Source organism: Hymenobacter sp. 102 (assembly GCF_049949205.1).
Classification (GTDB): domain Bacteria; phylum Bacteroidota; class Bacteroidia; order Cytophagales; family Hymenobacteraceae; genus Hymenobacter.
Window position 1 is genome coordinate 489,799 of the sequence record NZ_CP188172.1, and the last position, 12,992, is coordinate 502,790.

The window sequence follows — 12,992 nt, forward strand, 5'->3', positions numbered from 1 at the left end:
CCAACCCTCGCTGCCATGTTCCGCCTCCTACGTCCGCTTCTCGAACCCGTTGTGTTGCCCCATTGGTGGCAGGATGCGTTGCTGCTGCTGCCCCGCGTAGTGTGCGGCTACCTGCTCACCGCCGAGTTTGGGGCCGCCAAGTTCGGCCTGCCCTGGTCGCCGCCCGACAACAACCTGGGCCTGTTTGAGGTGGCCTTCTGGTTTCCGCAGGACGTGGCCGCGTATGGTGGCATCTTCGCCGTGCTTCCCGCCTTCTTTGCCTGGATGGGGGCGTTCAGCGAAGCGGTGGGCGGCCTGCTGCTGCTGGCCGGGCTGGGCACGCGGGTGTCAGCCTTCCTCATCAGCTGCACCATGCTGGTGGCCATCTTCATGCAGCAGCTGCCGCAGGGCATGTGGAACACGCTGCCGGCCGCGGGTTTTTTGTGGGTAAGCCTGATGGCCCTGGTGCTCGGCTCGGGCCGCTTCGGCCTCGATTACCTGCTGGCCCGCTGGCTCCGCCCCGGCCCGGCCGCCCCGGCGGTGGCCCCGTTGCGCCCCGCCACTGCCCTGGCCCTGCTGACCCTGCTGGCGCTGCTGCTCCCCGGCTGCGTGCAGCCCGCCCACGACAAAACCGTGGTGTACCTGCTCGACGTGAGCGGCCACGGCCCGGTAAAGCAGGTGGGCCTGCGCGGCCGCGACAAACCCCTGAGCTGGGAGCAGGACCTGTTCCTCACGCCCGTAGTGCCCGACAGTCTCTACCGCGCCGTTGTGACCACCCACACCGGCTACCGCACCACGGAAGTGAAGTTCACCCTCAACGGCGACTTCGAGCTGGCCGGGGCCGATAACCGCCGCATCGAGTTCGGCCCCGGCGATATGGTGACGTACCGGGCCCGGCTGGGCGTGGCGCAGTAGGGTGCGGGGCTTGTCCCCGCCCTCCGTTGGTACGGATTCAACAATTCTGGCTGCAACGGGCGGGAGCAAGCCCCGCCATCAGCGCGAATGGCGGGCGGGGACAAGCCCACACCCTACGGTTTCTGGCGCAAAGTGTAACTACCCGCATTGCCAGCCCCGGCTACTTCTTATCCGCCTGCATCACGGGGTGGCGGCTGAGGTCGAGGGGCTGGGCGAAGGGCACGCCGGCCAGGGCGGCATCGTCCTGCTGCTGTAGGGCCTGGCGGGCCGCGTCGGGCAGCAGGGTGTGGGTGGCGAGGGGGCGGCCCCGGGCATCCAGCACCTGCACCCGCAGCTCCCGGGCCGACTGGCGCAGGTGCAGCGTGGCCCCGTCGGGCAGCTGCACTTGCTGGGTAGGGAAGGGCGCAACGTCCACCACGGCGGTGGTGCTGAGGCCGTGCAGGGTGTAGCTGTGGGAGGTGGTGGGGCCGGGCTGGTACTGGGCATCGAGTTGGCCCGCGCCGAGGCGCACGGTGTAGCCGAGGGCCGGGCAGGCCTGGGGCAGGCGCGGGGCCAGCGTGAGGCGGCCGGTGCCCAGGTCGGGGCGGATGCCGAGGAAATACTGGTACCACACGCGCAGCTGCTCGGCGTTGGACCAGGCCTGCAGATAGGTGCCGGTGAGGCGGGGCCAGGCTTCGCCGGGGTGGGGGTAGGCGTCCATATTTTCGCTCAGGCCGCCCACCACGCCGCGGGTCAGGGCCTGGCGGTTCATGTTCGCAAACAGCTGCCAGGCCGTGGCCGACTGCCCGGCTTCCAGCATGCGCTGCATGGCAATGCCGTTGTTCCAGAGCCACACGGCCCCGCGGTGGTAGGCGGCATCCTTGTGGTACACGCCGGGGGCAAGGTGGTAGGGGTGGAAGGCCGGGTCCTGGCGGTTGAGCGAGGCCACGCCCCAGGGGTACACCAACTCCTGCCAGCACTGGCGCACCACCTGGCGGCGCAGGGCGGTGTCGGGCACCAGGTCGAGGGCGTAGAGCTGGTTGGGGCGCAGGGTGAAGTCGGGGCGGTTTTGGGCGTCGAGGCGGTCGGCCAGGTAGGGGTGTTGGGAATCGGGGGCGAAGTCGCGGGCGAAGTGGGCCTGCACCCGGTCGGCCAGCTGCTGCCACTGCTGCTGGCGGCCGGCGTCGTGCAGCAACGCGGCAAAGGCCGCACCGGCCCGCAGCTGTTCCACCCACAGGGCCTGGATGTCGTTGGCGCGGGTGCCGCGGGGCGTGTAGGCCACCAGGTTCTGGTCGCGGGCGTCCATCCAGGTTTCGTTGTCCTCGTGCAGCAGGTAGCCCTTGTCGTCGGTCCAGTACTTCAGCGCCCCCTCAATGCTGGCCCGCACGTTGGGGTAGAGCTGCCGCACCAGGGAGGTGTCGCCGGAGTAGCGCACGTAGTCCTGCAGCCCCAGCACGAAGCGCGGGGTGCCGTCGGTGGTGTGGTAGTCGATGTTGCTGGGGTTGACGATGTTGGGCACCCGCCCGTAGTAGCGCGAGGTGGGGTCGAGCTGCTGGTACTGGGCAAACGACAGCAGAATGCGCCGGGCGGGGCCAAACTGCCCCGTCACCAGGGCCGTGCCGGGCAGCGAGATGAACTCGTCGCGGCCCCAGTACTCGTTGAACCACGGCAGGCCGGCGTAAATGCCCTCGCCCTGCTGGTGGGTGATGAGCTGGTCGGTGGTGGCGTGCAGCCAGCGCAGGGCCTGAGTCAGCGAGTCGTGGGGGCTGTGCAGGTACACGGGGCCGCGCAGGTACTCGCCCATGCGCGTGCGGCGGGCCTGCTTCAGCTCCTCGCCCCGCTGCTGCGCCTCCCGAATCAGGGCCGTGGCCTCTGCCTCATCCTTGCCCACCGCCACCAGAAAGCCGGTGCCGCCGGTAGTCTGGGCGCGTTGGTTTTCTACCGTCAGCGCCTGCCCGGCCTGGCGCGGGGCCACGGCTATCAGGAAGTTGCCCTCCCGCGCCGAGAAGAACGCCACGTTGGCCTGCTGACGCAGGAAGTTTACTTTTTCGCCCTTCAGGTGCAGGGCCAGGGGCGCGTTGTGGATCTGGTCAAGGTCCACGGCCAGCACGTTGCGCTCATCCAGCAGCCACAGGGTTTCCACCGCGCCGCCGGCGTGCCGGCGCTGCAACTGGTGCGGGTACACGGCCACTTCGGTAGCGGCGGCATTATCGAGGGGCTGGCCGTTCACCCACAGCGCGTAGCCGCCGAACACGCGGTTTTTGGCCACGTTCAGGCCCTCAAACCAGCTCCACTCGGGGTGGTCGGTGCGGTGCGTCTGGGTGAAGTAATAGGCGGCGGCTTTGTTGGTAAACGACACCGGGCGGTTGGCCGCGCGGGGCACCACCATGCGCATCTGCGCCAGCAAATCGGGGGCCGAGGGACGGGACATGGCAGTGGGGCGGCCGGGGCGGGCAGCGGTGCAGGCGGCCACGGCCAGCAGCAGCAGCGGCGCGGCCCGGCGAACCAGGAAGGAAGACATAGGCAACGGACTAGGGACGGCAAAGGTAAGTCCTCAGGCCCGAGCGGGTAACGGCTGAGCTTGTACGCCCCGGCACATACAGCGGTGGTCCACTACCTGTCGTTGGTCAGTTGCCCGGGCTATTCCTCCGCCAGCTTACGGCGTATTTCATCCAGAAACTCCTGCGGTTTGGTCAGAAAGCGCACGGCGCTGGATTGCTCAATGGCCGCCCATACGGCCGGTACTTCGGGCTTCAGCAGCCATCCTTTGTCATCGAATACCAGCAGGTGCTGCTCCCGGCAGAGGGTGAGCATGGCCGCCAAAAAGCCGGTGTTCCGCGGGTGCGGGCGCAGGTCGGTTCGGAATTCCAGCCACTCCAGCGCGTCGGTAGTTTCGTTGCGGTGCAGATAACAGTCGTGGTCGGGACCGTCTTCGTCATTACTTTTCCAGCTGTAATAATCCGGGCTGGGCTTGCCCCAGGTAGTGCGGGGTAATAGCGCATCTATTTGGGTAGCCACCGGAGCGGCAGGAATGTGCAGCCCGTCCCACCACGCTGTCGAATAGGCATCATTGAACACGGGCTCATCGTCCTTATCCGTGAAGCTGCGGTGCTGCCACGCGTTGCGCCGGCCTTCGTGGTCGATGAAGAGCTGGGTGGGAAGGTGGTCGTAACGGCGGCGCACGGCCTCTTCCGGAACGGCTGTCAAACGATATTGCCAGATTGCCATAAAGCCAGGTCTGAATTCAGGCGAGGTAGAATTACGTAGTCGTTTTTGATAAATGAAGTGTATTTCAGAACGTCATGCAGAGCCGGAGGCGAAGCATGACGATTATAGCTCCTCTGCATCCGTACTTTGACTACTCCCGCCGCGCCCGGCTCATGATGCGCCGTTCCCAGTGCTTGCGCTTGGGGGCAATGGAGCCGCGCAGATACTTTTCCATCACCATCACGGCGCAGGGCGCGGCAGCGGTGGCCCCGAAGCCGCCGTTTTCCAGGTACACGGCCACGGCAATTTTGGGGTTGTTGGCCGGGGCGAAGCCCACGAAGGCGGCGTGGTCGTCGCCCTCGTCGTTCTGCACGGTGCCGGTTTTGCCCGCTACCGTAATGCCCACATCGGCCAGGCTGGAGGCGTCGGCGGTGCCGCCGCGCTCTAGTACGGCCACCATGCCGGGCACCAGGGCGGCAAAGTGGGCGCTGTCGATGAGTGTGTGGCGTTTCTGGCGGAAGCGGGGCAGCGGGCCGCCCGTGCCCACGCCGCGCACTAGGTGGGGCGGGTAGTACCAGCCTCGATTGGCCACAATGGCCGCCATGTTGGCCATCTGCAAACCCGTCAGGTTGATTTCGCCCTGCCCGATGCTGAGTGAGTAGATGGAGCGGTAGGTCCAGTTGCGAGTGTGGCGGGCTTTGTCGTAATAGGCCGGGGTGGGCAGAAAGCCGGGTGCCTCCCGGGGTAAATCCACGCCCAGCACTGAATCGAGGCCGAAGGAGCGCACGTACCGCCGCCACTGCGCTAGGTTGGCGTGGCGGGCGGCCACGGTATCCTGCGCCAGCGAGTCGGGAACGCAGTCGATAAGGCTCTGCATCACCTGGTAGAAGTAGGGGTTGCAGCTGTATTTGAGGCCCAGGGTGAGACTGGTGGCCGGCCGGTGGTGGTGCACGCAACTCACCAGGCTCTGGTTGCAGCGGAAGCTGCTGGCCGGCGTGATGGCCCGCAGCTGCAACGCCACGGCCGCATTCACCAGCTTAAACACCGAGCCCGGCGGGTTGGCCAGCATGGCGGGCCGGTTCAGCAGGGGCATGTCCTCGTGCTCCAGCAGCTCGGCCCGCACCCCGGCCTGGTCGGGGGCGGTGAGGGTGCTGGCCGGGTACACGGGGCCGGAAACGTAGGCCAGGATTTCGCCGGTGCGCGGGTCGAGGGCCACTAGGTAGCCCTTACGGCCACCCAGCAGCTTCTCGGCGTAGGTCTGCAGCTTCACATCCAGGGTGAGGTGCAAATCCTGGCCCTGCTGGAAGGCGGTATCTTTCGCCCAGCTGCCGTGCTGCCGACCCTGCTTGTCAAGCAGCGGGTGCTGGTAGCCGCGGTGGCCGCGCAGCAGGCCGTTGTAGTAGCTTTCCACCCCGCCGTTGCGCAGGCGGTAGAAGCGGCCCCGCCCGGTGCGGCGGGCCTGGCGGTAGAAGCTCTGGGCCTCGGCGCTGAGGTAGCCCAGGGCGTGGGCGGCGGCCGGGGAGGTGTACACCCGGCAGCGCTGCTCCACCAGCTTCAGCTGGGGCCAAGCGGCGCTGTCCTGGCGCACGCGCGCCACTTCGGCGGCGGTCAGGCGCAGTAGGCCGGGGTAGCTGGCGGGACCGGCGCCCGGGAAGGGCAGGGCGTCCTGAATGCGCCGCCGCACGGTGGTGGAGTCCCAGCCCAGTAGCAGGCCCAGGGCCAGGGTATCGAGGGGGTAGCGGCGTGGCAGCTGCAGCAGAAACTGCGGGCGGGTAGCCACCAGCACCGAGTCGTGGCGGTCGAGGATGCGGCCGCGCTCCGGCACCTGGGGCAGCACCACGCGGCGGGCGGTGTAGCGCACGCGCACATCGGGAGCCTGGGGCGAGTGGGTGGGCTGATCGGGCGAGGAGCAGGCGGCCAACCCGATCAGCAGTGCCAGCAGGCCGGTTTGCCACCAGAAGAGAGCAGTGCGCATGGGGTAAAGCTAGCTAATTGCCGGGCTTCGGCGGCGCGACTTTCGGTGAACGGGGCCGGCCGCGGGTTGAGCAACGGTCCGGCCGGCACCTACCCGGCCACTCTTTCTAAACCAGCAGCCACCGAAACCCGGCTTCGACTCTCAACAAAACCTACTCCAGCACCACCTTTCGCTACACCCAGACCCGGCGGAACTGGTTTCTGCCCCGCCCCGGCCAGCCCCACTACTGCTGCCACGATACCACCGCCACCGCCGCCGAAACCCCGCAAACCACCCGTGACTCCACGCCATTCTCCAGGGTTCGATATTGCCCGTTGCCCTCCCGCGCTGTGCGCAAACTGTCGTAGTAGTGAGCTAAGTATGTCGTATCCGCATAACACCGCCGCGCTTGCATCTCCTGTTCTGTTGGAGCAGGGGTAGAACAAGTGTCTGAATAGTTTACAGAAGTTGGGGGCTGCCCTATTGCCTCTTGGCTTAGGCATAGGAATGGCTGTAGCCAGCAAAAAGCGGCTACAAACAGAATGTACGCGTGTTTCATAGAGGAGGGGTTAGGGCTTATATAAAGTTAAGCTTGGCAGATACAAACCCTCCCCTTCAGCCACTATTCGGCCGTTGTATCTAAGCGTGTACCGCTCGAACTCCGCAAAGTCGCAGCGGTTGTTTTTCAAGCGAAAAGACAGGGCAAATGTGTCTTGATCGGCCCTGTTTAGGCGCAGGTAATACGTTCTCACCAAGTCAATGCCGAGTGGCAACTTATCCATTTCATATTTAAGGGCATGAAAGTCAACATAGCCGTCCGGGCGAAGGGGACCGGGAAAAACTACCTCTCCGGTTGAAGCCACGACCTTGACACTATCCGGGTAATAGGGGCCGTTCCAAGCCAGCAAGTTGCGAGAAGTGCGTTGCTCTAGGAGCGAAAAGGAAATGACGGCGCTGTGATAGACCTTATTATCACCCGGCTCGCATTTCTCACTTGCACCAACTAAGCTGCAACCGCTCAGAAGAAAACACAAAGATGAGAGTTTGCGCATATAACAAGTAAGGTATGAGCGAGGAGCAAGGAGCAAGAAGAAATACGCTCGGAGTTGGTTTGGTGCCTTGCTTCGGCCGCATCAGCTTCGCGGAGTTTCAGGGAGTGGAAGCAGTAGAGTAGGTGAAAATAACCGCGCCGCCTGGAGCAATTCGAGCGGCGCGTTCTCGGCTTGGCGCGCCAGCTGGGTTAGCGGAGCTATTTACAATACTTCTTCTGCAAATCATGAGCTTCTTCAACGTCGAAAGCAACAGCTTTGGCTAGATCAACACAGCCAATATTTGGCTTATTTCGCTTTTCTATGAAGTGCAGTGCTTTGGTTAAATGGCCATAACCGATTAACTCCCGCAACTGATATAGGCTATCCGGGCGCCCTTCTTTGCTTTGGCCGAATTTCTCGATCCTTGCCAGATGTTTTTGCATCTCGCTCAGACGTAAGTCACACGTTTGGGCATACAGGCGGTCATCTTGCATTTCTGCATACATGTTAGCTAGATCTTCGTAAACGTCCGAATGCTCATGGTAAAGCTTTAAGGCTCGATGATAATCATTATCGGCAGCCGAATAGTTTTTCAAGGCTGCATACAGAAATGCACGCTGTCTATAATAGTAGCCAACTTTACTGTTTAGGGCAATAGCCTTATTTAGGTAGCTAACAGCTTGTAAGTGGTCCTGTTGCGTGCTTGCTAGCCACACCCAGCCCATATCTAAGTCCGGATAGGTATCAAGTAGTGTCTTGAGCTGAGCTCGTTGCGCTGTAGCATCGAATTTTCCAAATGGCTTCGGATCGAAAGGGTATATATCAGCTAGGCTGTGTCTGAAAAGTGGTGTTGCTTAACTTAGAGTATGGCAGCACGATACGAGTTAACGGATGCGCAGTGGGTCGTGGTGGCAGCCGAGTTGCCACCGCAGCGCACGGGCCGGCCGCGGCGCGACGACCGGCCGCTGTGGAACGCGTTGTTGTGGATCCTGTGCACGGGTGCGGCGTGGCGGGACTTGCCGGCGCGCTACGGCCCGTGGCAAACGGCTTACGAGCGGTTCCGGCGCTGGTCCTCGGACGGCACCTTCGAGCGGGTGCTGGCCGCCTTGCGCTTACGCCTGGACCAAGATGGGCTGCTCGACCTGGACACGTGGCTGGTGGACTCGACCACGGTGCGCGCCACGAAAAGCGCGGCCGGCGGGGCGAAAAAAAAGCCCAGTGCCTCGGGCGCAGCCGCGGTGGTCTGACCACGAAGCTGCACGTGGTCTGCGACGGAGCGGGCACGCCACTGGCCCTGCAGCTCTCGGCCGGGCAGCGCCACGACGCGCCGCAGTTCGAGCCCTTGTGCGAGCAGGTACGCGCCCGCCGCCGACCGCGTCAGCTCATTGCCGACCGCGGCTACGACGCACAGCACATCCGCCGCTGGCTGCGCCGGCGCCGCATTCGCGCGGTCATTCCGCGGCGCCGGCCTGCCGCAGGCCAGCACTGCCGCCGACGCGGCCGCCCGCCGCGCATCGAGCCGCAACGGTATGCCTGCCGCAACGTCGTAGAGCGCTTTTTCGGTTCGCTCAAGGAGCACCGCCGCGTGGCTACTCGCTACGACAAACATGATGCACACTTCCTCAACATGGCCTTGTTGGCCTGTATTCGGCGCATTTTGCAACACCACTTTTCAGACACAGCCTAGTAAATCATTCAATGCATCAGGTGCTTTACGGATGCGTTGAGTAGCCTGTGCCAAATGGTTTGTTTTATTCGCCGTAGGCTCAAAAACGAAATAGGATACATGAGGGCCTCCTGATACCTGGGTAAGTAAAATGGGCGACAAAACCGCAAGTTCCTCGTCCAGCCTTACCAAAGCGGCTTCTTTCGAAGCAGGCTTGGTTAGAACTAATAGGGTAGGTGATGAACAGGTTGAGAATAGCAAAGCCGCAAAGAGCAGACAGGATAATTTCATATAGTTTCTATAGAAAAGGGCGCTACCTCAGCAAGGTAGCACCCGTTTTCATTCAGCCAAAGTGGCCGCAGCTTACATATTCCTTCTATACTGCCCGCCCACCTCAAACAGCGCATTCGTAATCTGGCCCAGGGAGCAGAACTTCACGGTTTCCATGAGGGCCTCGAAGAGGTTGCCGTTGGCCACGGCCACTTGCTGCAGCTGCTTCAGGCGCTGCTCGGTGGTGGCGTGGTTGCGGGCGTGCAGGGCCTGCAGCATCGTAATCTGGTACTGCTTTTCCTCCTCCGTGGCCCGGATTACCTCGGCGGGTACCACCGTGGGCGAGCCGGCCGACGAGAGGAAGGTGTTCACCCCGATGATGGGGTACTCGCCCGTGTGCTTGAGCGTCTCGTAGTACAGGCTTTCCTCCTGAATCTTGCCGCGCTGGTACATGGTTTCCATGGCCCCCAGCACGCCGCCGCGCTCCGTAATCCGGTCAAATTCGGCCAGCACGGCTTCTTCCACCAGGTCGGTCAGCTCCTCGATGATGAAGGAGCCCTGCAGCGGGTTTTCGTTTTTGGCCAGGCCCAGCTCCCGGTTGATGATGAGCTGGATGGCCATGGCCCGGCGCACCGAGGCTTCGGTGGGCGTGGTAATGGCCTCGTCGTAGGCGTTGGTGTGCAGCGAGTTGCAGTTGTCGTAGATGGCGTAGAGGGCCTGCAGGGTGGTGCGGATATCGTTGAAGTCGATTTCCTGGGCGTGCAGGCTCCGGCCGCTGGTCTGAATGTGGTACTTCAGCATCTGCGAGCGGGCGTCGGCGCCGTACTTCAGCTTCATGGCCTTGGCCCAGATGCGGCGCGCCACGCGGCCAATTACGGCGTACTCGGGGTCGATGCCGTTGGAGAAGAAGAACGACAGGTTGGGGGCGAAGTCGTTCACGTTCATGCCCCGGCTCACGTAGTACTCCACAAACGTGAAGCCGTTGCTGAGCGTGAGGGCCAGCTGGGTAATAGGGTTGGCCCCGGCCTCGGCAATGTGGTAGCCCGAAATGGAGACGGAGTAGAAGTTCCGCACCTTGTTGGTGATGAAGTACTGCTGCACGTCGCCCATCAGGCGCAGGCTGAACTCGGTAGAGAAGATGCAGGTGTTCTGGGCCTGGTCTTCCTTCAGGATGTCGGCCTGCACGGTGCCGCGCACCTGCGCCAGCGTGCGGGTTTTGATGGCGTGGTACACCTCCTGGGGCAGCACCTGGTCGCCGGTTACGCCCAGCAGCAGGAGGCCTAGGCCGTTGTTGCCCTGGGGCAGCTCGCCCTGGTAGCGGGGGCGGGGCTGGCCCAGCTCCCGGTAAATGGCCTCAATCTTCTGGTTGACTTCGTCTTCCAGCCCGTTTTCCCTGATGTACAGCTCGCACTGCTGGTCGATGGCCGCGTTCATGAAGAAGGCAGCAATGGTGGCGGCCGGGCCGTTGATGGTCATCGACACCGAGGTCATCGGGTCGGCCAGGTTGAAGCCGGAGTAGAGCTTCTTGGCGTCGTCGAGGCAGCACACGCTCACGCCCGAGTTGCCGATTTTCCCGTAGATGTCGGGCCGGTGGTCGGGGTCCTCGCCGTAGAGCGTCACCGAGTCGAAGGCCGTGCTCAGACGCTTGGCGGGCAGGCCCATGCTCACGTAGTGGAAGCGGCGGTTGGTACGCTCGGGGCCGCCTTCGCCGGCAAACATGCGGGTGGGGTCTTCGCCCTCGCGCTTGAAGGGGAACACGCCGGCCGTGTAGGGGAACTCGCCGGGCACGTTTTCCTGGAGCTGCCACTTCAGCAGGTCGCCCCAGGCCGTGTAGCGCGGCAGGCTCACCTTCGGAATCTGGAGGTGGGAGAGGCTCTCGGTGTGGGTTTTCAGGCGCAGCTCCTTGTCGCGCACCTTAAAAATGAACTCGGGGGCTTCATAGGCGGCTACCTTCTGCGGCCAGGTCTCCAGGAGCTTCCAATTTTGCCCGTCCAGACGGAGCTTGATTTCCTCGAAGGTGCTCTCCAGGCCGGCCACGAGGCTTCCTGCTCCGGGTGCGTGGCTGCCGTGCCCGCTGCCAGGTCCGCCAGCGGCGTTTCCGAGACTTTCGACGGCTCCGACGGCTTGTCGGATTCCATAGAGCTGCTGAGCAACGTCAGCTTGTTTTTGAACCCACTGGTCATACTGGCGGTTGGTTTCGGCAATTTCAGACAAATACCGCGTGCGGTGCGGCGGAATGATGTAAATCTTCTCCGAATCCTGTTGGGAGGTTTCGAGCTGGGAGGCGAAGGCCGCCCCCGTCTTGGCTTCTACGGTAGCCAGCACGGCGCGGTAGAGGCGGTTCATGCCGGGGTCGTTGAACTGCGAGGCGATGGTGCCGAACACGGGCATCTCGTCCAGGGGCTTGTCCCAGAGCTGGTGGTTGCGCTGGTACTGCTTGCGCACGTCGCGCAGCGCGTCCAGGGCCCCGCGCTTGTCGAACTTGTTGAGGGCAATGACGTCGGCGAAATCGAGCATGTCGATTTTCTCCAGCTGGGTGGCCGCGCCGTACTCGGGCGTCATCACGTAGAGGCTGGCGTCGGAGTGCTCAATGATTTCAGTGTCGCTCTGCCCGATGCCCGAGGTTTCGAGGATAATCAGGTCGAAGCCGGCGGCGCGTACCACGTCCACGGCGTCCTGCACGTACTTGCTCAGGGCCAGGTTGCTCTGGCGCGTCGCCAGGCTGCGCATGTACACCCGCGGCGAGTTGATGGCGTTCATCCGGATCCGGTCCCCGAGCAAAGCCCCGCCGGTTTTGCGCTTGCTGGGGTCCACCGAAATGATGGCAATGGTCTTCTCGGGGAAGTCCAGCAGAAACCGCCGCACCAGTTCATCCACGAGCGACGACTTGCCCGCGCCGCCGGTACCGGTAATGCCTAATATAGGAGTTGTCAGTTGCGAATTGCCAGTTGCCTGTTCGTTCTGCTGGTCGCCTTCAACTGGTAACTGAGAAACGGCAACTGGCAACTGAGCCCGCATCCGCTCAAACTCCTCGGGGAAGTTTTCGGCGGCCGAAATGAGGCGGCCGATGCTGCGGGCATCTTTGGCTTTGATGTGCTTGGCCTCGCCGTTGAGGTGCTGGCCGGTGGGGAAGTCCGACTGCTGGAGCAGGTCGTTGATCATGCCCTGCAGGCCGAGGGCGCGGCCGTCGTCGGGGGAGTAGATGCGGGTGATGCCGTAGCCCTGCAGCTCGGCAATTTCGGTGGGCAGAATCACGCCGCCGCCGCCGCCGAAGATTTTGATGTGACCCGCGCCACGCTCCTTCAGCAGGTCATACATGTACTTGAAGTACTCGTTGTGGCCGCCCTGGTAGGAGGTAATGGCAATGGCCTGGGCATCTTCCTGAATGGCGCAGTCCACAATTTCCTGGACCGAGCGGTTGTGGCCAAGGTGAATAACCTCGGCCCCGCTGGCCTGGATGATGCGGCGCATGATGTTGATGGCCGCGTCGTGCCCGTCAAACAGGGCCGCTGCCGTCACAATCCGGACGTGGTTCTGGGGCTTATAAGGAGCTACGGGAGCTGGGTGCATACGCGCAGTACAAAGTGGGTGGAATTCGAGGGGTGAAGGTACAAAAAAAGCCCCGGCGGGGAGGCGCGGGGGCTATTTGATGATTACGCATGGCAGAACGGCTGGACAAGGGGCCGCAGAAAATTATAGCTTTCAGGAGGTAAATTGATTTCACGGGCTACGGCCTCAGCCTGCTGAAAAAAACTCTCGGTAATCCTGATATCAAATTCGTAAAGCTGCACTACGATAATATCAAACCCGACTTCCCACTCGGCATGCTCGAACATCTCTGCGTTTGCACTATCTCGCGGCGGTAATCCCAAAGCTGTGGCAGTGGATAATAGTAACCAGTATTTCTCCTGCTGCTTTCTCATATGCTAGCTGAGTCAGCCCTCAGCGGGGCGGCATATCGGTAGTAATGATAGGAGAATTCAGGGAAAGC

8 protein-coding genes and 1 pseudogene are annotated in these 12,992 nt (G+C 62.9%); 2 read left to right on the plus strand and 7 right to left on the minus strand.

The features are described 5' to 3' along the window. Positions 1-15: 15 nt before the first annotated feature. Positions 16-894, plus strand: coding sequence for a DoxX family protein (locus tag ACN19L_RS02135; protein ID WP_426491908.1), 879 nt, complete (start codon positions 16-18; stop codon positions 892-894). A gap of 160 nt (positions 895-1,054) precedes the next feature. On the opposite strand, the gene ACN19L_RS02140 is transcribed toward ACN19L_RS02135, so the two are convergent. From ACN19L_RS02140 to ACN19L_RS02160, 5 genes are all read right to left on the minus strand, one after another. Continuing rightward, positions 1,055-3,394: an amylo-alpha-1,6-glucosidase gene (locus ACN19L_RS02140; RefSeq protein ID WP_426491909.1), complete on the minus strand. Its 2,340-nt coding sequence runs from the start codon at positions 3,392-3,394 to the stop codon at positions 1,055-1,057. A 119-nt stretch (positions 3,395-3,513) separates the two neighbouring features. Beyond that, complete coding sequence (locus tag ACN19L_RS02145) at positions 3,514-4,080, minus strand: hypothetical protein (RefSeq protein ID WP_426491910.1); 567 nt, start codon at positions 4,078-4,080, stop codon at positions 3,514-3,516. A 151-nt stretch (positions 4,081-4,231) separates the two neighbouring features. Further along, complete coding sequence (locus tag ACN19L_RS02150; RefSeq protein WP_426491911.1) at positions 4,232-6,055, minus strand: peptidoglycan D,D-transpeptidase FtsI family protein; 1,824 nt, start codon at positions 6,053-6,055, stop codon at positions 4,232-4,234. Positions 6,056-6,603: 548 nt separating this feature from the next. Continuing rightward, entirely contained in the window at positions 6,604-7,086 is a 483-nt protein-coding gene (locus ACN19L_RS02155) for a hypothetical protein (RefSeq protein WP_426491912.1), read from the minus strand. A 197-nt stretch (positions 7,087-7,283) separates the two neighbouring features. Then, positions 7,284-7,790 (minus strand): tetratricopeptide repeat protein, encoded by a 507-nt coding sequence (locus ACN19L_RS02160; RefSeq protein WP_426491913.1) that lies wholly within the window; start codon positions 7,788-7,790, stop codon positions 7,284-7,286. Between the two features lie 141 nt (positions 7,791-7,931). On the opposite strand from ACN19L_RS02160, the pseudogene ACN19L_RS02165 reads away from it, so the two are divergent. After that, positions 7,932-8,752, plus strand: a pseudogene (locus ACN19L_RS02165) (IS5 family transposase). Between the two features lie 342 nt (positions 8,753-9,094). Here ACN19L_RS02165 and ACN19L_RS02170 read toward each other — a convergent pair. Both ACN19L_RS02170 and ACN19L_RS02175 read right to left on the minus strand, forming a co-directional pair. Then, on the minus strand, positions 9,095-12,571 hold the full coding sequence (locus ACN19L_RS02170) for a methylmalonyl-CoA mutase family protein (protein WP_426491914.1): 3,477 nt from the start codon (positions 12,569-12,571) through the stop codon (positions 9,095-9,097). An 83-nt stretch (positions 12,572-12,654) separates the two neighbouring features. After that, positions 12,655-12,924 (minus strand): hypothetical protein, encoded by a 270-nt coding sequence (locus ACN19L_RS02175; protein ID WP_426491915.1) that lies wholly within the window; start codon positions 12,922-12,924, stop codon positions 12,655-12,657. Positions 12,925-12,992 lie beyond the last annotated feature (68 nt).